The organism is Rugamonas fusca (assembly GCF_014042365.1).
GTDB classification, from domain to species: domain Bacteria; phylum Pseudomonadota; class Gammaproteobacteria; order Burkholderiales; family Burkholderiaceae_D; genus Rugamonas; species Rugamonas fusca.
The window spans coordinates 1-25,507 of the sequence record NZ_JACEZS010000027.1 but is presented as its reverse complement, the minus strand read 5'-3'; the positions used below and the strand labels follow the sequence as shown (position 1 = coordinate 25,507).

Genomic DNA, 25,507 nt, shown 5'->3' with positions numbered 1-25,507 from the left:
ATCCCGTTAGCAAAGGATGATTTGTTACGGTGCGCTGTTCGCCGTTATTTGCGGGCCTGCAGGTGGGTCAATTCCTGGCTCACGGCGCGGGCCACGATTTTTTCTATCGTGTCCTGCAGGCCGCCGCGGATTTCGCTGGTCAGGTCGCGCAGGGCGTGGCTCAGCACCTCGGCCATGCTGTCCTTGATGCGTTGCTCGAGCACGAAATCGACCCGGCTTTGCAGTTGCTGCACGATGCGGGTGGCCAGGCGCCTTTCCAGTACGTCCCACTCCTGTTCGCTCCAGCCGGCCAGCGCCTGCGCTTCGAGCTGGGCGCCCAGCTCGGCAGGCGGCATGGCCGCGTTGTTGGCGGCCGGCGCCGGATCGTCGCGCAACACTTCGGTCAGGACGGGAATGCTGGCGTCAAATGGTTGGGCTGGAGTCATGACTTGTTGGCGACGAAGTGGGTGAGGGGATGGTTTTGCTGCTTGTAGGCTACGTAGCGCTGGCGGCCGGCGGCCGCGTCGGCCTCATCGGCGGACACCACTTCGATTACGCGCTGGAAGCTGTCCACCCCGGCCGGCATGCGGCGCGACAGGTTCACCAGCAGCTCGCGGTGCGGCAGCTCGGCGCCGTCGCTGTCGGCCAGGATGATGGGGGTGGCGGCTGCCAGCGCATCGCCAGCGGGCACGTGCGGCAGGAAGTCGGTGGCGGAAAATGTCCACATCATGCCATCAAGTTCGGCCAGCTGCGCCTCATCGTCCAGCATCAGCACGATGCGGTTGCCGGCCGCGTAAGCCTTGCGGGCCAGCCGGCAGGCGTAGGCGAGCTTGTCGGGCACGTTGGTGTGGAAGTCGATGCGGGTCATAAGTCGATGGTAGGGAAGCTGGAACCGGATTGTAAAGGTCCCATGCTAAAACTGAAAATCGGGTGTTGCATTGAGCGGCGGCAATTTCTTCAGCCTTGCCGCCTCGTCGGCGGCCGCCTTGGCTGCTGCGGCCGCCTGTTCCTCGGCGCTGGGCTGGGGCGGGGGCGCGGCGGGTGTGGGCGCCGCCTGCCGGAAATCGGGCGGCAGCATATTCTGGGTGGGGTAGCCCGCGTCGCTGAGCAATACATCCCAGCTGTTTTGTTCAAACCCGATTTGCCGGGTGCGGCCCACCAGCAGCAGGGGCAACTGGCCGTTGCCGCCCGCCTGGTTCAACGCAGCCCGGTCTTCCGGCGTGTTGACGGTCTTTTCCTTGTAGGGAATGCCGCGCGCCTGCAACATGGCGCGGGCCTGGTCGCAGATGTCGCACGGGCTGGTGCTGTACAGGGTGACAGGCCGGTAGCGCGCCGCCTCGGCCAGTTGCGGCGGCAGTTCCGCCTGCGGGCCGGCGGCGAAGGACTTGATTTCCACCTTGGTGCGGGCCGGCGCATCGGGCGGCGGTGGCGCGTCGCTGTAGTGGGTGACGCCGTTGCCGTCCACCCATTTGTACATTTGCGCGGCGGCCGGGCCGGCGCACAGCAGCAGTGACACGGCCACTGCGCCGGCCAGCGGCAGGGCCAGTCGGGAGGCCAGCGGCGTGGCCGGTGTACGTGTCATGATGCGCTCCCGTTCAGTGTTGGGTAGTCAGGCCGCCATGCCGCTGTGGCGCAGCAGCGCGTCGATGCTGGGCTCGCGGCCACGGAAGGCCGTGAACGATTCCAGCGCCGGACGCGAGCCGCCCACGGCCAGGATCTCTTGCTGGAAGCGCTTGCCCGTCTCGGAGGTCAGGTCGGCGCCGCCCAGCGCCTTGGCTTCCTCGAAGGCGGCGTAGGCGTCGGCCGACAGCACTTCGGCCCACTTGTAGCTGTAGTAGCCGGCCGCGTAGCCACCGGCGAAAATGTGGCCGAACGCATTCTGGAAGCGGTTGAACGCGGGCGGGATGATGACGGCGAACTGGCGGCGCACGTCGTCGATCAGCTGCTGCACGGTTTGCGTGCCGTTCGGGTCATAATCGAAGTGCAGGTGCATGTCGAGCAGCGAGAATTCCACCTGGCGCAGCGTCTGCAGGCCGGACTGGAAGTTCTTGGCAGCCAGCATCTTGTCGTACAGCGCGCGCGGCAGCGGTTCGCCCGTTTGCACGTGGGCCGTCATGTGCTCGAGCACTTCCCATTCCCAGCAGAAGTTCTCCATGAACTGCGACGGCAGTTCCACCGCGTCCCACTCCACGCCGGAGATGCCGGACACGCCGATCTCGTCCACCAGCGTCAGCATGTGGTGCAGGCCGTGGCCGAACTCGTGGAACAGCGTGATCACTTCATCGTGCGTGAACAGCGATGGCTGCACCTTGCCGTCCACCACGGCCGGCTCCGTGAAGTTGCAGGTCAGGTAGGCCACCGGCGTCTGCACGGCGCCGCCGCTGTCGATGCGGCGGCCGCGCGCGTCGTCCATCCACGCGCCGCCGCTCTTGCCGGCGCGCGCGTACAGGTCGAGGTAGAACTGGCCCACCAGCTTGCCATGGCGCTCGATGCGGAAGAAGCGCACGTCCTTGTGCCAGGTGGTGGCCGTGTCCGGCAGGATGGTGACGGTGAACAGGTTCTGCACCAGGCGGAACAGGCCGTCGATCACTTTATGTTCGGGGAAGTACTGCTTCACTTCCTGGGCCGAGAACGCATAGCGGCGCTCCTGCAGTTTTTCCGATGCGTACGGCAAGTCCCAGGCGGCCAGCTCGGCCAGGCCCAGTTCATCCCTGGCGAACTGGCGCAATTCGGCCAGGTCCTGTTCCGCGAATGGACGGGCGCGCCTGGCCAGGTCTTCCAGGAAGGCGATCACCTGTTCCGGGCTTTGCGCCATCTTCGGCACCAGCGACACTTCCGCGAAGTTGCGGTAGCCCAGCAGCTTGGCTTCCTCGTCGCGCAGCTTGAGCAGGGTGACGATGTTGGCCGTGTTGTCCCACTTCTCGCGCTCGCTGAACATGGTGCCTTCGGCCGAGGCCTTGGTGGCGTTGGCGCGGTACACGGTTTCGCGCAGTGCGCGTTGGTCCGCGAATTGCAGGATCGGGAAGTAGGACGGGAAGTGCAGCGAGAACTGGTAGCCGGCCTTGCCGTCCTTTTCGGCGGCGGCGCGGGCGGCCCGCTTGACGTCGTCGGGTACGCCGGACAGCTCGGCTTCGTCGGCCACCAGCAGCTTGTAGTCGTTGGTGGCGTCGAGCACGTTTTCGGAGAAGCGGGTGGAGACGGCCGCGTGTTCTTCCTGGATGGCGGCGAAGCGTTCCTTCTTGTCGGCGGGCAGTTCGGCGCCGCCCATGCGGAAGTCGCGCACGGCGTTGTCGATGATGCGCTGGCGGGCCGGCGCCAGCGCGGCGAATTCGGCGCTGGCGCGCAGCGCCTTGTATTTGCCGAACAAGGCTTCGTTCTGGGCCAGCGCGGTCCAGAATTCCGTCACCTTGGGCTGGTTCTCGTTGTAGGTGGCGCGCAGCTCGGGCGTATCGACCACGTTGTTCAGGTGGCTGACGATGCCCCACGCGCGGCCCAGCAGTTCGGTGGCGTTCTCCAGCGGCGCCACGAAGCTGTCCCAGCTCACGGCGCCCGTGTCCGCCTCCAGTTGGGCCACCACGGCACGGCTGCGTTCGAGCAGGGTGGCGATGGCGGGCGTGACGTGCTCGGGCTTGATCGCGTCGAAGCGGGGCAGGCCGCTGAAGTCCAGCAGGGGATTGAGGGCGTCGGTAGTCATGTCGGTTCCTGGGTGTGCGTTCGGCGTTGTCCCCGCGTCTGTCGGGGCTCCATGCCCAGCGCGCCTCGCAAGAGGCAGGCTGGGTATGGATTCCCGCCAGCGCCTGCACTGGCGGGAAAATTTCATTACATGCGCTCGGCCGCTTCCACCGTGTTCATCAGCAGCATGGTGATGGTCATCGGTCCCACGCCGCCGGGCACGGGCGTGATGTGCGAGGCCACTTCCTTGACGCCGGCGAAATCGACGTCGCCGCACAGCTTGCCCGCGTCGTCGCGGTTCATGCCGACGTCGATCACGATGGCGCCCGGCTTGACCATGTCAGCCGTCAGCGTGTTGCGGCGGCCCACGGCGGCCACCACCACGTCGGCCTGGCGCGTGTGCACGCCCAGGTCCGCCGTCGCGCTGTGGCAGATGGTGACGGTGGCGTTGGCCTGCAAGAGCAGCAGGCCCATCGGCTTGCCGACCGTGTTGCTGCGGCCGATCACGACGGCGTGCTTGCCGCGCAGGTCGACGCCGGTCGATTCGATCAGCTTCATGCAGCCGTACGGGGTGCAGGGGCGGAAGCCTGCCAGGCCCGTCATCAGTTCGCCGGCGCTGAGCACCGAGTAGCCATCCACGTCCTTGGTGGTGGAGATGGCTTCGATCACCTTGTGCGGGTTGATGTGCTTGGGCAGCGGCATTTGCACCAGGATGCCGTGGATGGCCGGGTCGGCGTTGAGCTTGGCGATGCGGGCCAGCAGGGCGGCCTCGGACAGGTCGGCCTCGTATTTTTCCAGCACCGAGTGGAAGCCCACGTCGCCGCAAGCCTTGACCTTGTTGCGCACGTAGACCTGGCTGGCCGGGTCTTCGCCGACCAGGATCACGGCCAGGCCGGGCTGCTTGCCCTTGGCGGTCAGCGCGGCGGCGCGCGCGGCGATTTCACCACGCAGTTTTTGGGAGAGGGCGATTCCGTCGATCAGTTGTGCAGGCATGATTTTGGCAATGGGAGGGAAAAACACGATTATAAAGCCGAGCGGGGGTGGGCGACGAGTCTCGCAGGCCGCAGGGCGGCGAACTGCACTTCCCCGTTCGCGTTCATCGGCAACTTATCGAGGCGGTCCTTGCGGACGATCAGCTGGATCGGCGGCAGCATGAAAACGTCACTAAGGTAGGCCTGCCTGAGGCGTTGCGGCGTATGCAAGGCGCTCGTCTGGCAGGCCTCGGTGCCGGCATCAATGGCAGTCCAGATGCGGCTGGTGTTGGCGACCCAGAATCGATGGTCCATCTTCTCTGGCCAGGCCGCGATGACACCGCGTAGCACCAGATCCACCGCGCCGTTGCCAGGTTCGCCATGCTCCGGGCTGGCGTAGGGCGGCAAGTCGGTCAGCCACCAACTCATGCTCTCCGCCGCCGCACTGTTGCATAGCAGGCCCAACACCAGACGACACACCAGCGCTGTTTGACGGCTTGGAGTTCTCATGAGAAAACATCAGTGTGAGCGGGTGAAAGATCGTCCTGTATAGTAATGCGAGAAAGCGGGCTGGGGCGAGTTTGCGCCCGTCCTGATGGTGATGCCAGGCAACCTTTCTCAGCCTGCCTCGTGCGCAGCGCCCGCCAGCGCGCGCAGCCGCGCCACCCCGACCGGCTCCTGTTGCAACAGTGGCACCACCGCATACCGTTTGGCGTGCCGCTTGGCCACCGCCTCGATTTCCCGCAGTTCGTTGTGGGCGCGTTGGCGCAGCAGCGTCGAGGTGGGGCGCGTGGCCGCCACGCTGCTGTTGATGACCCATGCCCACGGCTCGATGCCCGCGCGGCGCAGATCCGATTGCAGGTTGGCCGCTTCCAGCACCGGGGTGGTTTCCGCCAGGGTGACAAGCAATACCTTGGTCTGGTGCGCATCCTGCAGTTGCATCATCGGGGTGGTGTAGTGCAGGCCCGTGCCGCCCATCTGGCGGGCCACTTCGCGGTGATAGGCGCCGGTCGCGTCCAGCAGCAACAGCGTGTGCCCCGTGGGGGCCGTGTCCATCACGACGAACTGCCTGCCCGCCTCCCGGATGACGCGGGAAAACGCCTGGAACACGGCGATTTCTTCCGTGCATGGCGAGCGCAAATCTTCTTCCAGCAGCGCCCGCCCTTCGGCGTCCAGTTGCGCGCCCCGGGTATCGAGCACGTGCTGGCGGTAGCGTGCCGTTTCCGCGTGCGGGTCGATGCGGCTGACCGTCAGGTTGGGCAGCGTCCCTTCCAGTGTTTCCACCAGGTGAGCGGCGGGGTCGGAGGTCGTCAGGTGCACGGCCAGGCCGCGGTGGGCCAGTTCCACGGCCACGGCGGCCGCCAGCGTGGTCTTGCCGACGCCGCCTTTACCCATGAGCATGACCAGGCCGTGCCCGTCCACGGCGATGTCGTCGACCAGCGCCGCCAGGCTGGGCGCGTCCAGCCGGTCGGGCAATTCGACGGGGCCCGCGGCGCGTGGACCGGCGCCATGGGCCAGCAAGTGGCGCAAGGCTTCCAGCCCGACCAGGTCGTATGGTTTCAGGGCGATCTGATCACGCGGCAAGGACTTGAGCACGTCCGGCATGGCGGCCAGCGCCGCCTGTTCGCGCTGGCAGATGGCGGCCGCCAGCCCATCGTGTTCCGCCTCGTTCGATGGCAGCACGCCATTGATGACGAGGTATTGTTGTGTCAGCCCGATAGCGGCCAGCTCCTCATGGGTGCGCGCCACTTCCCGCAAGGTGGCATGTTGCGCGCGCGCGACCAGCACCAGGCGGGTACGTTGCGGATCGGCCAGCGCGTCAACGGCGGCCTTGTACTGGGCACGCTGCTTGTCCAGCCCGGCCAACGGACCGAGGCACGATGCGTCGCCTTTGCCTTCCTCCAGAAAGCCGCTCCATGCACCGGGCAGCTGGAGCAGGCGGATGGTGTGGCCAGTGGGGGCGGTGTCGAAAATGATGTGCTCATAATCGGCCGTCAGGGCCGAGTCGGTCAGCAACGCCGTGAATTCATCGAAGGCGGCGATTTCCGTGGTGCAGGCGCCCGATAGCTGTTCCTCGATGCCTTTGACTACACTCTCGGGCAACACACCGCGCACCGGGCCGACGATGCGGTCGCGATAGGCCTGGGCGGCCGCCTGCGGGTCGATCTCGATGGCCCACAGCCTGGGTACGGCGGGGATCGCCTTGATCTGGTTGCCGATGGTTTGCCCGAATACCTGCCCCACGTTCGACGCGGGGTCCGTACTCACCAGCAGCACGCGCTTGCCGGCGGCGGCCAGTTGCACGACCGTGGCGCAGGCGATGGAGGTCTTGCCGACGCCGCCTTTGCCGGTGAAAAACAGATGGCGGGGAGCTTGATCGAGAAAGTGCATGGGGGCCCCTCCGTTCAGCAGCAGCGGCCGCCGGAGCAGCGGCCGCCTTGCGCCGGCGGCGCGCCAGCGGCGGCGATGCCGGCCCAGCGGCCCAGTTCGGCCCGGCTGGGGTAGCGGCCAGCCAGCGCCACTTCACCATCGACCAGGATCAAGGGCAGCGCGTCGGCGCCGGAGCGCTCCAGGAACGCCTTGACGGTCGGGTTCTGCGCGAATGCCAGCGGTTGCTGCGCCAGGTTGAAGCGCTCAAGCTGCGCGCCGTTCGCCTTGGCCCAGTCCGCGTCGGCGGCGAAGCCCACCAGCGCCTGGTCGACGTCCACGCCGCACACGCCGCTGCTGCAGCACAGCGCGGGGTCGAAAATCTGTATGGTTGCCATGGTTGATCCTTTCAAGGTCGTGCGTTTGAATATGTCTGGCCATCAATGAGCCGATGCAATCCCATTCCCGTTTGAGCTTAGCTTCTTCTCGCTGCGATTCATATAGCGGCAACGCAAGGAAGGGTTCAATGCGCGCGCAGCATGCGATAAGCGGCCATGCATGCGCTCGCTGCTATAGCACCTTAATCCTGACTGTCAAGTCTTTTTGAGAAAATCCCCCAGCTTTCGCACGCCGCCTTTAGTGGCGCGCTTTCTTTCCCATTTTCCGCGACCTTTCCGGCGCACGGTCGTGCTGCAATGCAGCACCCAGCGTGGCAAAAAACGACATTGAATTTCACATTATAAAAACTCATATCGCTATTTGAAAAAGCGTGGAAGTGCTGTTAGAATCTACCCACTAAATTGTCGTATTGGTAAATAATCAGCGCAGTACCGTCCGCCGGCGATCCCTGGATCCAGGCATTCACACAGGAGACTTCATACATGTCAGCTCAACTTGACCAGGTAACGGCGCTCACCGCCATCGACCCTGATTCGCAGGAAACGAAAGAATGGCTGGACGCACTGGAAGCGGTGCTCGAGCAAGAGGGTCCGGATCGCGCGCACTACCTGATGGAGCGCCTGGTGGACCTGGCGCGCCGCCGCGGCGCCCACATCCCGTTCTCCGCCAACACGGCCTACGTGAACACCATCCCGCAACACCAGGAAGCCCATTGCCCCGGCAACCTGGAACTGGAAGAGCGCCTGCGCTCGTACATGCGCTGGAACGCGATGGCGATGGTGGTCAAGGCCAACCGCGCTGACGGCGACCTGGGCGGCCACCTGTCGAGCTTCGCTTCGCTGGCCAACATGCTGGGCATCGGCTTCAACCACTTCTGGAAAGCCCCCAGCGACACCCACGGCGGCGACCTGCTGTACATCCAGGGTCACTCCTCGCCCGGCATCTACGCGCGCGCCTTCCTGGAAGGCCGCCTGACCGAAGAGCAACTGCTGAACTTCCGCCGCGAAGTCGATGGCAAGGGCCTGTCGTCGTACCCGCACCCGAAACTGATGCCCAAGTTCTGGCAGTTCCCCACCGTGTCCATGGGCCTGGGCCCGCTGATGGCGATCTACCAGGCGCGCTTCCTGAAGTACCTGCATGCCCGCTCCATCGCCGACACGGCCGAGCGCAAAGTGTGGGCCTTCTGCGGCGACGGCGAGATGGATGAACCGGAATCGATGGGCGCCATCGGCATGGCCGCCCGCGAACAGCTGGACAACCTGGTCATCGTCGTCAACTGCAACCTGCAGCGCCTGGACGGCCCGGTGCGCGGCAACGGCAAGATCATCCAGGAACTGGAAGCGGACTTCCGCGGCGCCGGCTGGAACGTCGTCAAGGTCATCTGGGGCCCGGGCTGGGACGAGCTGCTGGCGCGCGACAAGGACGGCATCCTGCAGCGCGTGATGATGGAAACCGTGGACGGCGAATACCAGAACTACAAGGCCAAGGATGGCGCTTACGTGCGCAAGCACTTCTTCGGCAAGCATCCGAAGCTGCTGGAAATGGTCGCCAACATGACCGACGACGACATCTGGCGCCTGACCCGCGGCGGCCACGATCCGCACAAGATCTACGCCGCCTTCAAGGTCGCGCAGGAACACAAGGGCCAGCCGACCGTGATCCTGGTGAAGACCGTCAAGGGCTTCGGCATGGGCAAGTCGGGCGAGGCGCGCAACACGGCGCACCAGACCAAGAAGCTGGACGACGCGGCCATCCGCGAAATGCGCGACCGCTTCGCGCTGCCTATCCCGGACGACAAGCTGGCCGAGATCCCGTTCTTCAAGCCGGCCGAGGATTCGCCGGAAATGAAATACCTGCACGAGCGCCGCGCCGCGCTGGGCGGCTACCTGCCGCAGCGCCGCGAGAAGGCCGAGGAGTCCTTGCCGGTGCCGGCGCTGTCGACGTTCCAGAACGTGCTGGACGCGACCCCGGAAGGCCGTGAAATCTCGACCACGCAAGCCTACGTGCGTATCATCACCTCGCTGCTGAAAGACCCTAATCTGGGCCAGCGCGTGGTGCCTATCCTGGTCGACGAGTCGCGTACCTTCGGCATGGAAGGCCTGTTCCGCCAGATCGGTATCTTCAACCAGCAAGGCCAGTTGTACGAGCCGGTCGACAAGGACCAGGTGATGTACTACCGCGAGGACAAGGCCGGCCAGATCCTGCAAGAGGGCATCAACGAGGCGGGCGGCATGAGTTCGTGGATCGCGGCGGCCACGTCGTACTCCACCAACAACCGCGTGATGGTGCCGTTCTACACCTTCTACTCGATGTTCGGCATGCAGCGTATCGGCGACCTGGCCTGGGCGGCAGGCGACATGCGCGCCCGCGGCTTCCTGATGGCCGGTACCGCCGGCCGCACCACGCTGAATGGCGAAGGCTTGCAGCACGAGGATGGCCACAGCCACATCATCGCGGCCACCATCCCCAACTGCGTACCGTACGATCCGACCTTCTCGCATGAAGTGGCGGTCATCATCCAGGATGGCCTGCGCCGCATGGTGGCGGAACAGGAAGACGTGTTCTACTACATCACCATCATGAACGAGAACTACCCGCACCCAGGCCTGAAGGCTGGCCAGGAAGCGGGCATCCTGAAGGGCATGTACCTGCTGCAGGAAGGCGACAAGTCGGCCAAGCAGCGCGTGCAGCTGATCGGCTCGGGCACCATCCTGCGCGAATCGATGTTCGCCGCCGAACTGCTGAAGAACGACTGGAACATCGCCGCCGACGTGTGGTCCGCTCCGTCGCTCACGCTGGTGGCCCGCGATGGCCAGGACTGCGAGCGCTGGAACCTGGTCAACCCGGGCAAGACGCAACGCGTGCCGTACGCCACCGAATGCCTGCAAGGCACCGATGGCCCGATCATCGCCACCACCGACTACATGCGCGCCTTCGCGGAACAGATCCGCGCCTACGTGCCGAAGAACCGCACCTACCGCGTGCTGGGCACGGACGGTTTCGGCCGCTCCGACAGCCGCGCCAAGCTGCGTGAGTTCTTCGAGGTGAACCGTTACTACATCACGGTCGCCGCGCTGAAGTCGCTGAGCGAAGAAGGCAAGATCGACGTGTCCGTGGTGGAGCAGGCGATCGCCAAGTATGGCATCGACGCCAACAAGCCAAATCCGGTGACCCAATAAACAGAATACGGAGCAAACGCTATGAGCATTGTGGAAGTCAAAGTCCCGGATATCGGCGATTTCAAGGAAGTCGAAGTCATTGAATTGATGGTCAAGGTGGGCGATACGATCAAGGTCGATCAGTCGCTGGTGACCGTGGAATCGGACAAGGCCAGCATGGAGATCCCCTCCAGCCAGGCCGGCGTGATCAAGGAGATCAAGGTCAAGGTGGGCGACAAGGTGGCCGAAGGCTCGCTGCTGTTGCTGGTGGAAGCTGACGGCGCCGGTGCTGCTCCTGCGCCGGCCGCCGCGCCGGCCGCCGCGCCCGCGCCAGCTGCCGCTGCACCAGCCGCAGCCCCGGCACCCGCCGCCGCGCCAGCCGCTGCGGCCGGCCCGGTCGAAGTGAAGGTGCCGGACATCGGCGACTTCAAGGAAGTGGAAGTGATCGAAGTGATGGTCAAGGTTGGCGATACGGTCAAGGTGGACCAGTCGCTGATCACCGTGGAATCGGACAAGGCCAGCATGGAGATCCCGTCCAGCCACGCCGGCGTGGTCAAGGAAATCAAGGTCAAGGTGGGCGACAAGGTCGCTGAAGGTTCGCTGGTGCTGGTGGTCGATGCAACCGGCGGCGCCGCACCGGCCGCCGTTGCTGCAGCTGCACCAGCCGCCGCCGCACCCGCAGCGGCCAGCGCGCCTGCCGCACCTGCGGTCGCCGCTCCTGCCGCCGCCGCTGCGCCTGCCGCCTCGGCCGGTTCTGTGGTGACGGGCAAGCTGTCGCACGCATCGCCGTCGATCCGCAAGTTCGCCCGTGAACTGGGCGTGGACCTGGGCCTGGTGCCTGGCACCGGCCCGAAAGGCCGCATCACCCAGCTCGACGTGCAAAGCTATGTCAAGGGCGTGATGGCGGGCACCGTGGCCGCGCCAGCCGGCGCCGCCAAGCCTGCCGCCGGCGGCACCGGCGTGGGCCTGGACCTGCTGCCATGGCCGTCGCTGGACTTCAGCAAGTTCGGCGCCACCGAGCTGCTGCCGCTGTCGCGCATCAAGAAGATCAGCGGCCCGAACCTGCACCGCAACTGGGTGATGATCCCGCACGTGACGCAGTTCGACGAAGCCGACGTGACCGACCTGGAAGCATTCCGCGTCGAATCGAACGCCGCCAACGCCAAGAACAAGGACGCCGCCAAGCTGACCATGCTGGCCTTCGTGATCAAGGCATCCGTGGCCGCGCTCAAGAAGTTCCCGGCCTTTAACGCCTCGCTCGACGAGAAGGGCGAGAACCTGATCCTCAAGCAGTACTACAACATCGGCTTCGCGGCCGACACGCCAAACGGCCTGGTGGTCCCCGTGATCAAGGACGCCGACAAGAAGGGCGTGGCGCAGATCGCCAAGGAAATGGCCGAACTGTCCGCGCAGGCGCGCGAAGGCAAGCTCAAACCGACCGACATGCAGGGCGCCAGCTTCACCATCTCCTCGCTGGGCGGCATCGGCGGCACGCACTTCACGCCTATCGTGAACGCGCCGGAAGTGGCGATCCTGGGCCTGTCCAAGGCTTCGATCAAGCCGGTGTGGGATGGCAAGGCCTTCCAGCCGCGCCTGATGATGGGCACCTCGCTGTCCTACGATCACCGCGTGATCGACGGCGCCATGGGCGCGCGCTTCGCCGTGTACCTGGGCGAAGTGCTGGCCGACATGCGCAAAATTCTGCTGTAAGGGGAGCGATCTATGAGCACTGTGGAAGTGAAAGTACCGAACATCGGCGACTTCAAGGATGTGGAAGTGATCGAGGTGATGGTCAAGGTGGGCGATACCATCAAGGTCGACCAGTCGCTGGCGACGGTGGAGTCGGACAAGGCCAGCATGGAGATCCCTTCGACCCACGCCGGCGTGGTCAAGGAACTCAAGGTCAAGGCGGGCGACAAGGTCAACGAAGGCAGCCTGCTGCTGATCGTGGAAGCGAATGGCGCGGCAGCAGCACCTGCAGCCGCCGCCGCGCCGGCACCTGCCGCCGCAGCCCCCGCACCCGCACCGAGCGCCACCCCGGCCGTGGCGCCGATCGGCGGCAGCTACACCGGCGCTGTTGATATCGACTGCGACATGATGGTGCTGGGCGGCGGCCCTGGCGGCTACTCGGCCGCCTTCCGCGCGGCCGACCTGGGCCTGAACACCGTTATCGTCGAGCGTTACGAAACGCTGGGCGGCGTGTGCCTGAACGTCGGTTGCATCCCGTCCAAGGCGCTGCTGCACGTGGCGTCCGTGATCGACGAGACGGCGCACATGGCCAAGACCGGCGTCACCTTCGCCAAGCCGACCATCGACATCGACCAGGTGCGCAAGTACAAGGAAGGTGTGATCAAGAACATGACCGGCGGCCTGGCCGGCATGGCCAAGGCCCGCAAGACGCAGGTGGTGGTGGGCGTGGGCCAGTTCCTGAGCGCGAACCATATCGAAGTGACGGCCAAGGATGGCAGCAAGAAGGTGGTGCAGTTCAAGCAGGCCATCATCGCCGCCGGTTCGTCGGTGGTGAAGCTGCCGTTCGTGCCGGAAGATCCGCGCATCGTCGATTCGACCGGCGCGCTGGAACTGCGCCAGATCCCGAAACGCATGCTGGTCATCGGCGGCGGCATCATCGGCCTGGAAATGGCGACCGTCTATTCGACCTTCGGTGCCCGCATCGACGTCGTCGAAATGATGGACGGCCTGATGCAGGGCGCCGACCGCGACGCCGTCAAGGTCTGGCAGAAGTACAACGAAGCGCGCTTCGACAACATCATGACCAAGACCAAGACGGTCGCGGTGGAAGCGCTGCCGGAAGGGATCAAGGTCACCTTCGAGGCCGCCGAAGCCGGTGCCACGGCGCCTGCGCCGCAGCTGTACGACCTGGTGCTGGTGGCCGTGGGCCGCAGCCCGAACGGCAAGAAAATCGCCGCCGACAAGGCCGGCGTGGTGGTGACGGACCGCGGCTTCATCCCGGTCGACAGCCAGATGCGCACCAACGTGCCCAACATCTTCGCCATCGGCGACCTGGTGGGCCAGCCCATGCTGGCGCACAAGGCGGTGCATGAGGCGCACGTGGCGGCCGAAGCGGCCGTGGGCCAGAAGTCGCACTTCGACGTCAAGGTGATTCCGTCGGTGGCCTACACCGATCCGGAAGTGGCGTGGGCCGGCATCACGGAAGACGAAGCCAAGGCCAAGGGCATCAAGGTCGAGAAGGGCCACTTCCCGTGGGCCGCGAGCGGCCGCGCCGTGGCCAATGGCCGCGCCGAAGGCTTCACCAAGCTGCTGTTCGACGCCGAGACGCACCGCATCATCGGCGGCACCATGGTCGGCACGCACGCCGGCGACATGATCGGCGAGATCGCGCTGGCCATCGAGATGGGTTGCGACGGCACCGACATCGGCAAGACCATCCACCCGCACCCGACGCTGGGCGAGTCGATCGGCATGGCCGCCGAAGTGTACGAAGGCAGCTGCACCGATCTGCCGCCGCCGCGCAAGCGCTAAGGCGGACAGCGGGCAACACGAAAGCCGGGACTGGTTCCCGGCTTTTTTTCGTCGATCCGGCGCCGTGGCCCAGCCGTCACTCCGTATTTCTACGGACGACAAGCTGGCGATTTTCTCCGATACTGCATGCTGGTAGCTCGCGGGCTCCCCTGCAGAATAATCAGACCAACCACGGAGACATCATATGAAAACCCTGCTCAGCTGCGCCATTCTCGGCGCGTCCTTATGCGCGCTGGCGCCAGCCGGCGCCGCCGAGAAAGGCACGGCGGCCGAAGCCGTCGCCATGACCCAGAAGGCCATCGCCTACATCAAGGATCACGGCAAGGACAAGGCGTTCGCCGAATTCGCCAACCCCGCCAACACCACCTTCCACGATCGCGACCTGTATGTCTACGTGTACGACATGAAGGGCGTGGCCGTGGCGCACGGCGTCAATCCCAAGATGGTCGGGCGCAACCTGCTCGAGCTGCGCGACGGCGAGGGCAAGTACATCGTCAAGAGCTTCATCGAAACGGCCAGCGGACCGGCAGGCAAGGGCTGGGTCGAATACAAGTGGCCCAATCCCATCACCAAACAGGTCGACCTGAAAGCCGGTTATGTTGAGCGTAGCGGCGATCTGATCGTCGGCTCCGGCATCTACAAATAAGCGCGACCGGCCGCCACTAGAATTCCTCCCACTCGTCGGCGGGCGCGCTGTGCGCCTTGCTGGCCGCCTTGGCCGGCTTGGCCGCCAGTTGCGGCGCGGGCGCGCGTGGCACCGGCTTGAGCACGGGACGCGGGCGAGGCGCCGCGACTGGCGCGGCGGCAGGCGCGGGTGCTTTGGCCGGCGCCAGCGCGGGCCGCGTGGGCGCCGCATGGGCACCGCCGGGCACATGGAAGATGCTCACGGCATGGGCCAGCGCCTGCGCCTGTTCCTGCAGGCTCTCGGCCGCCGCCGCCGCCTGTTCCACCAGCGCCGCGTTCTGCTGGGTGATGCTGTCCATCTGCGTGATGGCCGCGTTCACTTCCGTGATGCCGGTGCTTTGCTCCTGGCTGGCGGCCGTGATCTCGACCAGGATGTCGGCCACCTGGCGCACCGATTGCACGATCTGGTCCATGGTCTGGCCGGCGTCGTTCACCAGCTTGCTGCCCGTGTCCACCCGCTCCACGGAATCGTTGATCAGGGCCTTGATCTCCTTGGCCGCCGCCGCGCTGCGCTGGGCCAGGCTGCGCACTTCCGACGCCACCACGGCGAAGCCGCGTCCCTGTTCGCCGGCACGCGCCGCCTCCACGGCCGCGTTCAGGGCCAGGATATTGGTCTGGAACGCGATGCCGTCGATCACGCCGATGATGTCGACGATCTTGCCCGAGCTGTCCTTGATGGCGCCCATGGTCTGCACCACCTGGGCCACCACTTCGCCACCCTGGGCCGCCACCGTGGAGGCGCTGGCGGCCAGTTCGTTGGCTTCGCGCGCGTGGCCGGCGTTCTGGGTGACCGTCCCCGTCAGGGCCTCCATCGAACTGGCCGTCTCCTCCAGCGAACTGGCTTGCGCCTCGGTGCGGGCCGACAGGTCCGCATTGCCCAGCGCGATTTCATGGGTGGCGGTCGTCATCTCGTCGGTGCTGCTGCGGATGTCACCTATCATGCGCGCCAGGTTGTTGTTGATGGTGTCCATGGCCCGCATCAGCAGGCCCACCTCGTCGCTGCCCTGCGCGTCGATGTGGCCCGTCAGGTCGCCGGCGGCGATCATTTCCGCGCAGCCCACGGCGCTGCGGATGCTGTTGCGGATATGGCGGTACACGAAGTACAGCCCGACCAGCGAGGCGGCCACCGACAGCACCAGCAGGCTGATGGCCAGCAGGTAGGCATGGCGGGCGCCGGCCGCCGCCGCGTCCACCGCCTCGCCGGTGCGCTGGTCGAGGATGGTGAGGAATTCATTCACCGGCTGCATGATCCTGGCCTTGTTCTTGTGGTACTCGGCGTCGTGCATGATGCGGCGCGCCATCTCCAGATCCGGCTCGCCCTTCCTGGTGAATTTGCCGGTGCCATCGTCGAACAAGCCCTTGACGGCGTTCATGGCGATCACTTCGGTCTTGACCAGGCCGTCCGAATTCGCCTGCGCCTGCTTGAGCTTGGCGAACTCGGCGTCGGTGAAGCCGGCCTTTTTCATCAGGTCGGCCAGCGCCACGGTCTCGCCATCGGGCGTGGGCTTGTCCATGCCGGCCGCGATGAAGTCCCAGTAGATGCGCTCGTAGTGCTGGGGCCGCGGCTTGGCGCCGTTGCGGATGGCCAGGATGTCCATGTACTGTTGCTCGTAGCGTGGATCGCCCGTGACCACGTAGGTGCGTGCCAGCCGGGTCAGATCGTCCGAGCTTTGGCGCAGTTCGTCGGCCAGCAGGTAGGATTGGTAGCGCGCTTCGCTGGCGCGGGTCGATTCGGCCTGGCGCGATGCGATCTGGGACAAGGCCCACAGGCTGAGGCCCGAGAGGGTGAGGGTGATGACGAAAAATCCGGTGAAAATCTGCTTGATGGACAATCTGCTGCGCATGATGCTCTCCTGCGGGGACGACCGATCCCGCACCGCGCGCTGGCGCGGTGGCCGGTACCAAAAAGGGAAAGCCGTGTCAGGCCGTGATCAATTCGCCTGGGGGAACGGCGGCGGTGCGGCGTGTCGTCGCCAGCGATGACGATGTCGCAGGAAGAAATCCATGGGCCTCTCCTTCCGGTCAGATGGCCGTCCGGAGTGTCCGGTGCGGCTAGCTGGATGAGGTGACTATCACTTTTATACTATCAAACTTGACCGAATTCAACACAAGTTTTCTTGTGGCTCGACCACTCGCCCGCGCCCGCAGGGGGCGCGATTGCGCGCGCCATGTCGCCTTTTTGCCTCGCGTGTCAGGCCGCCCGCAGCGCCGCGGGCCCCACCTTGAAAAATGACATGGTCTGGTGCAGTTCCTCGGCCTGGCTGCTCATTTCCTCGGCCGTGGAGGCCAGCTCCTCGGAGCTGGCCGAGTTCTGCTGGGTGCTCTGGCTCAACTGGTTGATGGCCACGTTGATCTGGCGTACCCCCGTCGTTTGCTCGGCCGATGCCTGCGTGATCTGTTGCACCAGCTGCGATGTCTTGCTGATGTTGGGCACGATCTGGTTCAGCAGGCCGCCGGCCCGTTCCGCCAGCGCCACGCTGCCGCTGGCCACGGATTCGATTTCCTGGGCCGCCACCTGGCTGCGTTCGGCCAGCTTGCGGACCTCGGCCGCCACCACGGCGAAGCCCTTGCCGTGGCTGCCCGCGCGGGCCGCCTCGATGGCCGCGTTCAGCGCCAGCAGATTGGTCTGGTAGGCGATGTCGTCGATGATGGCGATCTTCTTGGCGATCTGCTGCATGGCCTGCATGGTCGAGCGCACGGCTTCGCCCCCTTCGCCGGCCTCGGTGGCCGCGCGCGACGCGATGTCGTCCGTGACCTTGGCGTTTTCCGTATTCTGGGCGATCGAGGCCGTCATCTGTTCCACCGAGGCGCTGGTCTGCTCGACGCCGGCCGCCTGCTCGCTGGTCGATTGCGACAGGGCCTGGGCCGTGCTGCTGACCTGGTTGGAAGCGTTGGCCAGCGCCTCGGCTCCGCCGCGCACTTCGGCCACCACGGCCGACAGCCGCTCGACCATCGCTTTCAGGCAGTAGACGATGCTGTTGCGGTCGTTGTGCCGGACCTGGATGCTGGCGCGCAGGTCGCCGCTGGCCACCTTGGCCAGCATGTCGGCCACGTAGGCCGGCTCGCCGCCCAGTTGGCGGATCAGGCTGACACTGATGGCCCAGCCGGCGAACGCGGCCAGCAGGGCGATGGACGCCACCACGCCGGCCAGCAGGTTGCGGGTGCTGCGCAGCCTGGCCACGCGGGCCGCCACCAGCTGGTCGAGCTGGTCCTTGGCATGGAACGCGGTCTTGAATTGCTGGTCGATGGTGCGCGTCATCAGGTCCAGGTAGTCGGCCGCTGGCAGCGTCAGCGTGTCGGCGGCGGCCACCTTGGTGCGGCTGACGCCGAGGGCGTTGGCGGCCATGGTGCTGGCGGCCGTCGCGTCCTGGTCCAGCGCCTGGCGCAGCGCGCCGTTGGCGGCGTAGGCCTTGCCCAGCGTGCGCCCGGCCAGGTTGGAGTAGAGCTCGCTTTGCGCCATCAGGCTGTACAGCGTGGAGCGGCCCTCCGCATCGATCTGGCGCGACGCCAGGTGGGCGGTGGCCTTGGCGCGGGTGCGGCCCAGGTATTCCGTCTCCTGCGGCAGGTCGAAGTACACGGCCCGCATCAGGTAGTAGGTATCGGCGTCCGGATCGAGCGACAGGCCGTAGTGGTCGGCCACCTGTTCGATCAGCATCAGCACCCGGTCGGACTGGGCCGCATGGCGCTGCAGGCTGTCGGCCGGCGTGATGGTGCGTGCGGCCACGCCTTTGGCCAGGCTGTCCCAGGCCTGGCGGATGGCGTCCAGCGAGGCGTCGATGTCGCGGCCGCTGCCCTTGAGCGACTGGACGACGGCGGCCAGCGCCACATTGACTTCCGCTTCCTTGGCGGCGCGCTCGCTGGCCAGTTGGCCGTTGCCCAGGTAGGCGGCCGACAGGCCCCGGTGCTGCTGGGTCTTTTGCAGCAGCGTGAGCGCGGCGCTGCCGGGCGCCAGGCCATCTTGCTCGGTACTGGAGAAAGCGATGTCCTTGTTGGCGCCTTCCAGGTACAGGTAGAGCGGCGGCGCCACCAGCAGGATGCCGATGATGCCCAGCAGGGCGAACCGTTGCCACAAGCGCATGCGCTGCAAGAAATGCATGGTGGTGCTCTCCGTTGAATGGCTCTCTACAGGCGGCGGGGCGGCCGGCTGGCCGCGGTGAATGTTACTTTTATACGCTCATATTTGACGATCATCAACATGACCATGGAAGTCGTTCGACTGGTTGAACGGCTTGCTGGAGCGCGCGGGGGCAGGGCGGGACTTGGTGTTGCTTTTTGTCCGCAAGGCGCGGTGGCGCCCGTGCCGGGGCGGCACGGGGCGGTGGGGCGGTGTGCTCAGTTGGCGATGAATCGGGCGGGGATTTCGATGCCGCCGTTGCGGGCCGCCTCGGCATAGGCGCGCAGCTCGGCGATGGCCGCCTCCAGCTGTTCCTGGTCAGGGTTGGCCTGGAATCCCTTGATGCGCTCGTTCAATTGCGCCACCTGCCTGCTCCACTCAAGACGATTCGACTTGCTCATGCTGTCTCCTGTTGGTAAAGAGATAGTATGGCGCAAAATATAATGTTTTGCAGCGTCAGTCGCGCGCGGGGCGCCGTACGCCGTTGAGGAACAGGTCCAGCCCCCGGGCCACGCGGCGCTGGTTTTCTTCGGGCGTGGGCGGCGCGTCGGCGGCGAACAGCACGCGGCTCAACTGGTCGCCCAGCAGGCAGTTAATCAGGTGCACGGCCAGCGCTTCGTGCGGCACTTCGGTGCGCAGCTGGGCCTTGATCTCGGGCCGGGCGAAAAAGCGCGACAGTTGTTCGCGCGTCTGTTGCGGACCGGCCTGGTTGAAGGTGGTGGCCAGTTCCGGCGTGGTGTGCGCTTCGGCGATCACCATGCGGTGCAGCTTGACGAAGGCGGGCGCCGACACCAGGCCCAGGAAGCGCAGCCCGAAATCGGCCAGCACTTCCTCCATGGGGCGGGTGTCCGTGTCCATGCTGCTCATGCCGGCGAAGAAGCGGGCCCGGCCTTCGGCGATGACGGCGTTCAGCAAGCCGGCCTTGCCGCCGAACTTCACATAAATGGTGCGCACGGCCACGTGGGCTTCGCGGGCGATCATTTCCAGGCTGACCTTGCTGTAGCCTTTTTCCAGGAACAGACAGGCCGCCGTGTGCAGCAAGCTCTCCAGCCGGGCCTGCTTGTCGGCCGCGCGCGGGCGGCCGGCCGTCTTGCCGAGGCACTGATGGTCGCTGGCGTCGTTGGCGGCGCGATCGAGCTGGACGCTGTCCGGTTCCAGGGCGGTGGGGGCGGAAATCTTCATGGGACGCAATGGTAGTCGATGCCGATAATGTAGTCCAAATTAAAATGAAATGCAATCGTTTCATTTCTTGACTTTGCCCAAAACTTGACCAATAATGCTCCTACCCAATTTCATTTCTGGAGCGTCCCATGTCCAACCTGCACACCGAAGCAGAACAAAAAGTGCTCAACGCCGTACCCGGCGCAAACTCGGGCGTCTCCGGCCCCGCCCCGGCCGCTCCCCAGCCCAACCGCCGCGTGCTGGTCGTGGCTGGCCTGGTGGCCCTGGCCGCGCTGGCCGGCGGCGGCCGCATGTGGTACCGCAGCCATTATTTCGTCGAGACGGAAAATGCCTATGTGACGGGCCATGTGCATCCGGTGTCGTCGCGCATTGCCGGCGTCGTCACGCGCGTGATGATTGAAGATAACCAGCTGGTGCACGAAGGCGACGTGATCGCCGAACTGGACCCGTTCGACCAGCGCACCAAGGTCGAGCAGATCGAGGCCCAGATCGCCACCACCGAACAGCAGGTGGGCCAGTCCGACGCCCAGATCGCCCAAGTGCAGGCCCAGGCCAGCGCCGCCGCCGCCCAGGTGGCCCAGTCGGAAGCCCAGCTGGTGCGCGCCAGGCAGGACGCCGAGCGCTTCGGCCAGCTGTATAACAGCCAGATGAAGGCCGTCTCCAAGGCTGAACTGGACGCCGCCAACGCCGGCCGCGCCAGCGCCGTGGCCGACCTGGCCGCGCGCCGCGACAGCGCCGCCGCCGCCAAGGCCAACATCGGCGCCGCCACGGCCGCGCGCGACGTGCTCAAGGCCCAGATCAAGGTGCTGCGCGTGCAGCTCAAGGACGCCCAGCAGCAACTGGCCTACAACCAGATCGTGGCGCCCGTCACGGGCCGCATCGGCAAGCGCGCCGTGGAAGTGGGCCAGCGCGTCCAGCCCGGCCAGCAGCTGACGGCCATCGTGCAGGACAACGTGTGGGTGACGGCCAACTTCAAGGAAACCCAGCTGGCCGACCTGCGCACCGGCCAGCCCGTGAAAGTGACGATCGACGCCATTCCCGGCAAGACCCTGGTGGGCCAGGTGGAGAGCTTCTCGCCAGCCTCGGGCGCCCAGTTCGCGCTGCTGCCAGCCGATAACGCCACCGGCAACTTCACCAAGATCGTGCAGCGCGTGCCGGTCAAGATCGTGTTCAAGCCGGAGGACGTGAAGGCCCTGGGCGGCCGCCTGGTGCCCGGCATGTCGGCGCTGGCTGAAGTGGAAGTGAACCGGGGCGAGCCTGCCGCCGCCAACGTGGCGCAGAAATAAGGAGCGCCGGCCATGACGAGCAGCACGCAAACCCTGCCGCCCGGCGCCAAGCCGCTGGGCCCGCCCATGGTGGGCGAACACGTCTCGGCACGCACCTGGATGGCCGTGGCGGCCGGCATGCTGGGGGCCTTCATGGCCGTGCTCGACATCCAGATCACCAATTCCTCGCTCAAGGACATCCTGGGCACGCTGTCGGCCACCCAGGAGGAAGGTTCGTGGATCTCCACCGCCTACCTGGTGGCGGAAATCATCATCATCCCGATGACGGCGCTGATGGCGCGCGTGTTCGGCATGCGCGCCTACATGATGGGCACCACGGCCCTGTTCCTGGTGTTCTCCACGCTGTGCGGCTCGGCCTGGAACCTGCCCAGCATGATCGGCTTCCGCATGCTGCAAGGCTTCACGGGCGGCGCCCTGATCCCGATGGCCATGACGCTGGTGATGGCCAAGCTGCCCGCGTCCAAGCGCGCCACCGGCATGGCCATCTTCGGCCTGACGGCCACGCTGGCGCCGTCCATGGGCCCGACGCTGGGCGGCTACCTGAGCGAGCTGTATGGCTGGCCTTCCATCTTCTACATCAACTGGGTGCCCGGCCTGTTGCTGATCGGCGGCATCTCGTATGGCCTGGACCGCGAGAAGGTCAAGCTGGACCAGCTGTTCAACGCCGACTGGCTGGGCATCGCCTTCATGGCCCTGGGCCTGGGCAGCCTGACCGTGTTCCTCGAGGAGGGTAACTCCAAGGACTGGTTCGACTCGGCCTTCATCGTCACCTTCGCCGCGCTGGCCATCGTCGGCCTGCTGGGCTGGGTGGTCACCAGCACCATGCGCGCCCAGCCCTTCGTCAACCTGGGCCTGTACGGCCAGCGCAACTTCGTGGCCGCCACCGCGCTGTCGGCCTGCATGGGCATGGGCCTGTATGGTTCCTCGTTCCTGCTGCCGCTGTACCTGGGCCAGATCGCCGGCTACTCGCCGATGCAGATCGGTGAAGTGATCATGTGGGCCGGCCTGCCGCAACTGTTCATCATGCCGTTCGTGGCCAAGCTGTCGATCAAGGTCGACAACCGCATCCTGTGCACGTTCGGCCTGCTGCTGTTCGGCGGCTCCTGCCTGATGAACGCCTACATGGATGCCAGCACCGGCTATGATCAGCTCTTGATTTCGCAGATCGTGCGCGCCGCCGGCCAGCCATTCGTGATGCTGACGCTGTCGAACTTCGCCATGAACGGCATCGCGCCCAAGGACACGCCGTCCGCCTCGAGCCTGATCAACATGACCCGCAACCTGGGCGGCTCGATCGGCATCGCGCTGCTGGCCACGGCCCTGAGCGCCCGCGAGCACTTCCACTCGCAGCGCCTGGGCGAAGCCGTGAACAGCTTCTCCAGCGCCACCCAGCTGCGCCTGGACCTGCTGACCCAGTCCTTCATCGCCAAGGGCATCGACGCCAGCACGGCCTCGGACATGGCGCTCAAGGCGGTCGACTCCATCGTGCGCCGCGAGGCTTATGTGATGGCCTACAACGACGGCTTCTTCCTCGTGGGCGCGGTGCTGATCGGCTGCATCTTCGTGCTGTGGTTCTCCGACAAGGTCAAGGCCCCGTCCAGCGGCGGCGGTGGTGGCGCGCATTAAGCTCCAATTAAAGAACAATACTATTTATACTGATTTCGAGGTAATGCCATGTACACAGCATTCAAACGCCTGACCCTGGCCGCATCCGTGGCGCTGGCCGTGACCGGCTGCGCCACCGTGGGCAGCGACTTCGCCGCGCCAAAAAACGTGGCCGACGCCAGCTTCCGCCACCAGGCGCCCGGCGCCGCCAGCGAGGCGCATCTGCCGGCCCAGTGGTGGACCGTGTTCGGCGACGCCACCCTGGACCGCCTGGAGCAGACGGCCCTGCGCGACAACCCCAGCGTGAAGGCGGCCGGCCAGCGCCTGCTGCAAGTGCAGGCGCAATCGGACGTGACGCGCGCCAGCCAGTCGCCGTCCGTGAACCTGAGCACCTCGGCCGCCAACTCCCGTACTTCGGCCGAAACGTCGCAGGCGCTGGCGCTGGGCGGCCGCGCCATCAAGGGCAACCAGTACACGGTGGGCGCCTCGATGTCGTATGAAGTGGACCTGCTGGGCCGCGTGCGCCGCCTGGTGGAAGCGTCCGACGCGCAAGCGCTGGCGGCCGAAGCGGACCGCGACGGCGTGCTGTTGCTGCTGTCGTCGCAAGTGGCCACCACCTACTGGCAGTTGCGCGGCATGGACGCGGAAATGGCGATCCTGAAGGGCGCGCTCGACACGCGCCGCGAAACGGAGGAACTGGTCACGGCCCGCTTCGACGCCGGCCTGTCGAATGAACTGGATGTGTCGCGCGCCCGCATCGAGCGCGCCAATGCCCAGGCCGACCTGCATGAAGTACAACGCCAGCGCAACCTGCTTGAACACAGCCTGGCCACGCTGGTGGGCGCCTCGCCATCGGCCATGCGCTTGCCGGCGGCCGACAACGCCGGCGCGCTGCCGCAGCCGCCCGCCATTCCCGTCGGCCTGCCGGCCAGCCTGCTGGCCCAGCGTCCCGACCTGGCCGGCAGCGTGGCCAGCCTGCGCGCGGCCAACGCCCAGATCGGCGTGGCCGAAGGGGCGTTCTATCCTTCGCTGTCGCTGACCAGCAATTTCGGCTTCGCCTCCGAAAGCCTGCGCGAACTGTCCAAGGGCGCCGCGCGCCAGTTCAGCGTCGGCCCGCTGGCGCTGTCGCTGCCAATTTTTGACGGTGGCCGCAACAAGGCCAACCTGGCCGTGGCCAAGGCCCGTTACGAGGAAGCCGTGGCCAACCACGAGAGCAAGCTGCTGACGGCCCTGCGCGAAGTGGAGGATGCGCTGTCGGACGCCGAGCAGCGCCAGTTGCAGGGCCAGGCGCAAGCGGCCTCGCAAGTGGCGGCCGCGCGCGCCTACCTGGTGGCGCGCGCCCGCTACGAGCGTGGCGTGTCGACCTACCTGGACGTGACGGACGCCCAGCGCAGCGCGCTGGCGGCCGACCGCGCCGCCGTGCAGATCAACACCCAGCGCCTGCTCGCCACCGTGAACGTGGCGCGCGCACTGGGCGCCGGCTGGCAGCCGTCGCCGGCATTGGCGGCCGTGTCCACCGGCGCCGCCGCCAAGGCGCAGTAAGCGAAGGCGCGGCGGCCTGGCTGCTGCGCCGCGATCCGGGTTCCCCTCCCTCCCCAAGAAAACGCGGAAGAGGCCAGCGGCAAATGTGCCGCTGGCCCGATGCGTTTGCCGGCTGCTTGCCATCCCCTTGCGCCATCCGCATTCCTAACTTTTTGTTTCGGATGATCTAAGTGCGGGGCTATTTCTGTATTATTGGTTCGTGGTCACACTGTCGCTTCTCACTCACTCAGACAGGAGCAAGACCATGAAAGTCGTCGTTATCGGTGCCGCCGGCACCATTGGCAAGGCCGTGGTGGAACAACTGGGCCAGCGCCATGACATCATCACCGTGGGCGCCAGCAGCGGCCAGTACCAGGCTGACATATCGGATATTGCCCAGGTGCGCCGCTTGTTCGAGCAGGTCGGCAAGGTCGAGGAGGTGGTGGTGGCCGCCGGCGCGTTGCGGCTGGTGCCATTCGCCGACATCACGCCCGAGGAATTCCGCGTGGGCGTGGACAGCAAGTTGATGGGGCAGGTCAACGTAGCCATGGTGGCCCAGCATTGCCTGAACGATGGCGGCTCCATCACCCTCACCAGCGGCATCGTCGGCGACCGGCCGCTGATCCGCCACGCCAGCAGCGCGGCCGCCGTCAACTGCGCGCTGGCCGGCTTCGTGCGCGGCGCCGCCATCGACCTGCGGCGCGGCTTGCGCATCAACCTGGTCAGCCCCAGCGTGCTGGAAGAATCGATGCCCGTGTATGGCCCGTTCTTTGTCGGCTTCGAGCCGGTCAAGGCCAGCCGCGTGGCGCTGGCTTACGCGCGCAGCGTCGATGGCGCCGAGACGGGGCAGGAATACCGCGTCTGGTAAGCGGGGGCAGGTAAGCTGGGTCACAGGTAAGCGCGGGGAAAGCGGGGTCAGGTCCGGCATCGCGCCACCAATGTGGCGCGATGCCGGACCTGATAATCATCTAGCCAACCTCCCTCCGGCATACGCCGGGGGTACAGTAAGCATTCAATGTCGAGTTGAACTTACGTACAGGGAGGCTGGTATGAGCAAGTATAGCGGTA

General features: G+C 66.0%; 20 protein-coding genes. 8 read left to right on the top strand and 12 right to left on the bottom strand.

The features are described from left to right. Positions 1-44: 44 nt before the first annotated feature. The 8 genes from H3H36_RS22955 to arsD all read right to left on the bottom strand — a co-directional run bounded on the left by H3H36_RS22955 (position 45) and on the right by arsD (position 7,387). Positions 45-425, bottom strand: a complete 381-nt coding sequence (locus tag H3H36_RS22955; RefSeq protein ID WP_182220392.1) for a DUF2486 family protein — start codon at positions 423-425, stop codon at positions 45-47. Beyond that, a complete protein-coding gene (locus H3H36_RS22950; protein WP_182220391.1) occupies positions 422-847 on the bottom strand; it encodes a DNA polymerase III subunit chi in 426 nt (141 codons plus the stop codon). The genes H3H36_RS22955 and H3H36_RS22950 overlap by 4 nt, the downstream gene beginning before the upstream one ends. Positions 848-892: 45 nt before the next feature. Further along, the gene (locus tag H3H36_RS22945; protein ID WP_182220390.1) at positions 893-1,561 is read right to left on the bottom strand and encodes a glutaredoxin family protein; all 669 of its coding nucleotides are present in this window, start codon (positions 1,559-1,561) and stop codon (positions 893-895) included. 27 nt (positions 1,562-1,588) lie between these two features. After that, positions 1,589-3,673 (bottom strand): M3 family metallopeptidase, encoded by a 2,085-nt coding sequence (locus H3H36_RS22940; protein ID WP_182220389.1) that lies wholly within the window; start codon positions 3,671-3,673, stop codon positions 1,589-1,591. A gap of 125 nt (positions 3,674-3,798) precedes the next feature. Then, complete coding sequence (gene folD, locus H3H36_RS22935; RefSeq protein ID WP_182220388.1) at positions 3,799-4,644, bottom strand: bifunctional methylenetetrahydrofolate dehydrogenase/methenyltetrahydrofolate cyclohydrolase FolD; 846 nt, start codon at positions 4,642-4,644, stop codon at positions 3,799-3,801. Positions 4,645-4,673: 29 nt separating this feature from the next. Further along, positions 4,674-5,051, bottom strand: a complete 378-nt coding sequence (locus H3H36_RS22930) for a hypothetical protein (protein ID WP_182220387.1) — start codon at positions 5,049-5,051, stop codon at positions 4,674-4,676. Positions 5,052-5,240: 189 nt separating this feature from the next. Further along, positions 5,241-7,013, bottom strand: a complete 1,773-nt coding sequence (gene arsA, locus H3H36_RS22925) for an arsenical pump-driving ATPase (protein ID WP_182220386.1) — start codon at positions 7,011-7,013, stop codon at positions 5,241-5,243. A gap of 14 nt (positions 7,014-7,027) precedes the next feature. Beyond that, the gene (gene arsD, locus H3H36_RS22920; protein WP_182220385.1) at positions 7,028-7,387 is read right to left on the bottom strand and encodes an arsenite efflux transporter metallochaperone ArsD; all 360 of its coding nucleotides are present in this window, start codon (positions 7,385-7,387) and stop codon (positions 7,028-7,030) included. A 483-nt stretch (positions 7,388-7,870) separates the two neighbouring features. On the opposite strand from arsD, the gene aceE reads away from it, so the two are divergent. From aceE to H3H36_RS22900, 4 genes are all read left to right on the top strand, one after another. Continuing rightward, positions 7,871-10,567 carry a pyruvate dehydrogenase (acetyl-transferring), homodimeric type gene (aceE, locus tag H3H36_RS22915; protein ID WP_182220384.1) on the top strand — a complete coding sequence of 899 codons (2,697 nt, stop codon included), beginning with the start codon at positions 7,871-7,873 and terminating at the stop codon, positions 10,565-10,567. 21 nt (positions 10,568-10,588) lie between these two features. Further along, a complete protein-coding gene (aceF, locus tag H3H36_RS22910) occupies positions 10,589-12,256 on the top strand; it encodes a dihydrolipoyllysine-residue acetyltransferase (protein ID WP_182220383.1) in 1,668 nt (555 codons plus the stop codon). A gap of 12 nt (positions 12,257-12,268) precedes the next feature. Beyond that, positions 12,269-14,047, top strand: coding sequence for a dihydrolipoyl dehydrogenase (gene lpdA, locus H3H36_RS22905; protein ID WP_182220382.1), 1,779 nt, complete (start codon positions 12,269-12,271; stop codon positions 14,045-14,047). Positions 14,048-14,231: 184 nt separating this feature from the next. Beyond that, on the top strand, positions 14,232-14,693 hold the full coding sequence (locus H3H36_RS22900) for a cache domain-containing protein (RefSeq protein WP_182220381.1): 462 nt from the start codon (positions 14,232-14,234) through the stop codon (positions 14,691-14,693). Between the two features lie 16 nt (positions 14,694-14,709). Here the strand turns inward: H3H36_RS22900 and H3H36_RS22895 are convergent, their stop codons facing one another. From H3H36_RS22895 to H3H36_RS22880, 4 genes are all read right to left on the bottom strand, one after another. Next, positions 14,710-16,575 carry a methyl-accepting chemotaxis protein gene (locus tag H3H36_RS22895; protein WP_182220380.1) on the bottom strand — a complete coding sequence of 622 codons (1,866 nt, stop codon included), beginning with the start codon at positions 16,573-16,575 and terminating at the stop codon, positions 14,710-14,712. A gap of 347 nt (positions 16,576-16,922) precedes the next feature. After that, positions 16,923-18,827, bottom strand: coding sequence for a methyl-accepting chemotaxis protein (locus H3H36_RS27175; protein ID WP_229220059.1), 1,905 nt, complete (start codon positions 18,825-18,827; stop codon positions 16,923-16,925). Positions 18,828-19,063: 236 nt separating this feature from the next. Next, the gene (locus tag H3H36_RS22885) at positions 19,064-19,246 is read right to left on the bottom strand and encodes a hypothetical protein (protein ID WP_182220427.1); all 183 of its coding nucleotides are present in this window, start codon (positions 19,244-19,246) and stop codon (positions 19,064-19,066) included. 55 nt (positions 19,247-19,301) lie between these two features. Then, positions 19,302-20,027 (bottom strand): TetR/AcrR family transcriptional regulator, encoded by a 726-nt coding sequence (locus H3H36_RS22880; RefSeq protein ID WP_182220379.1) that lies wholly within the window; start codon positions 20,025-20,027, stop codon positions 19,302-19,304. 128 nt (positions 20,028-20,155) lie between these two features. On the opposite strand from H3H36_RS22880, the gene H3H36_RS22875 reads away from it, so the two are divergent. The 4 genes from H3H36_RS22875 (at position 20,156) to H3H36_RS22860 (ending at position 25,307) form a co-directional block, all read left to right on the top strand. Continuing rightward, a complete protein-coding gene (locus H3H36_RS22875; protein WP_182220378.1) occupies positions 20,156-21,313 on the top strand; it encodes an HlyD family secretion protein in 1,158 nt (385 codons plus the stop codon). A gap of 12 nt (positions 21,314-21,325) precedes the next feature. Next, positions 21,326-22,939: a DHA2 family efflux MFS transporter permease subunit gene (locus H3H36_RS22870; protein WP_182220377.1), complete on the top strand. Its 1,614-nt coding sequence runs from the start codon at positions 21,326-21,328 to the stop codon at positions 22,937-22,939. 48 nt (positions 22,940-22,987) lie between these two features. After that, positions 22,988-24,460, top strand: a complete 1,473-nt coding sequence (locus tag H3H36_RS22865; RefSeq protein WP_182220376.1) for an efflux transporter outer membrane subunit — start codon at positions 22,988-22,990, stop codon at positions 24,458-24,460. A 244-nt stretch (positions 24,461-24,704) separates the two neighbouring features. Next, entirely contained in the window at positions 24,705-25,307 is a 603-nt protein-coding gene (locus H3H36_RS22860) for a short chain dehydrogenase (RefSeq protein WP_182220375.1), read from the top strand. Positions 25,308-25,507 lie beyond the last annotated feature (200 nt).

What these genes read in the sequence shown, in the direction of transcription:
- H3H36_RS22950 (WP_182220391.1), bottom strand. Translation starts at nt 847, where the DNA reads ATGACCCGCATCGACTTCCACACCAACGTGCCCGACAAGCTCGCCTAC.
- aceF (WP_182220383.1), top strand. Translation starts at nt 10,589, where the DNA reads ATGAGCATTGTGGAAGTCAAAGTCCCGGATATCGGCGATTTCAAGGAA.
- H3H36_RS22945 (WP_182220390.1), bottom strand. Translation starts at nt 1,561, where the DNA reads ATGACACGTACACCGGCCACGCCGCTGGCCTCCCGACTGGCCCTGCCG.
- arsA (WP_182220386.1), bottom strand. Translation starts at nt 7,013, where the DNA reads ATGCACTTTCTCGATCAAGCTCCCCGCCATCTGTTTTTCACCGGCAAA.
- H3H36_RS22930 (WP_182220387.1), bottom strand. Translation starts at nt 5,051, where the DNA reads ATGAGTTGGTGGCTGACCGACTTGCCGCCCTACGCCAGCCCGGAGCAT.
- H3H36_RS22940 (WP_182220389.1), bottom strand. Translation starts at nt 3,673, where the DNA reads ATGACTACCGACGCCCTCAATCCCCTGCTGGACTTCAGCGGCCTGCCC.
- H3H36_RS22895 (WP_182220380.1), bottom strand. Translation starts at nt 16,575, where the DNA reads ATGCGCAGCAGATTGTCCATCAAGCAGATTTTCACCGGATTTTTCGTC.
- H3H36_RS22875 (WP_182220378.1), top strand. Translation starts at nt 20,156, where the DNA reads ATGTCCAACCTGCACACCGAAGCAGAACAAAAAGTGCTCAACGCCGTA.
- folD (WP_182220388.1), bottom strand. Translation starts at nt 4,644, where the DNA reads ATGCCTGCACAACTGATCGACGGAATCGCCCTCTCCCAAAAACTGCGT.
- H3H36_RS22880 (WP_182220379.1), bottom strand. Translation starts at nt 20,027, where the DNA reads ATGAAGATTTCCGCCCCCACCGCCCTGGAACCGGACAGCGTCCAGCTC.
- lpdA (WP_182220382.1), top strand. Translation starts at nt 12,269, where the DNA reads ATGAGCACTGTGGAAGTGAAAGTACCGAACATCGGCGACTTCAAGGAT.
- H3H36_RS22860 (WP_182220375.1), top strand. Translation starts at nt 24,705, where the DNA reads ATGAAAGTCGTCGTTATCGGTGCCGCCGGCACCATTGGCAAGGCCGTG.
- arsD (WP_182220385.1), bottom strand. Translation starts at nt 7,387, where the DNA reads ATGGCAACCATACAGATTTTCGACCCCGCGCTGTGCTGCAGCAGCGGC.
- aceE (WP_182220384.1), top strand. Translation starts at nt 7,871, where the DNA reads ATGTCAGCTCAACTTGACCAGGTAACGGCGCTCACCGCCATCGACCCT.
- H3H36_RS22865 (WP_182220376.1), top strand. Translation starts at nt 22,988, where the DNA reads ATGTACACAGCATTCAAACGCCTGACCCTGGCCGCATCCGTGGCGCTG.
- H3H36_RS22900 (WP_182220381.1), top strand. Translation starts at nt 14,232, where the DNA reads ATGAAAACCCTGCTCAGCTGCGCCATTCTCGGCGCGTCCTTATGCGCG.
- H3H36_RS22870 (WP_182220377.1), top strand. Translation starts at nt 21,326, where the DNA reads ATGACGAGCAGCACGCAAACCCTGCCGCCCGGCGCCAAGCCGCTGGGC.
- H3H36_RS27175 (WP_229220059.1), bottom strand. Translation starts at nt 18,827, where the DNA reads ATGCATTTCTTGCAGCGCATGCGCTTGTGGCAACGGTTCGCCCTGCTG.
- H3H36_RS22885 (WP_182220427.1), bottom strand. Translation starts at nt 19,246, where the DNA reads ATGAGCAAGTCGAATCGTCTTGAGTGGAGCAGGCAGGTGGCGCAATTG.
- H3H36_RS22955 (WP_182220392.1), bottom strand. Translation starts at nt 425, where the DNA reads ATGACTCCAGCCCAACCATTTGACGCCAGCATTCCCGTCCTGACCGAA.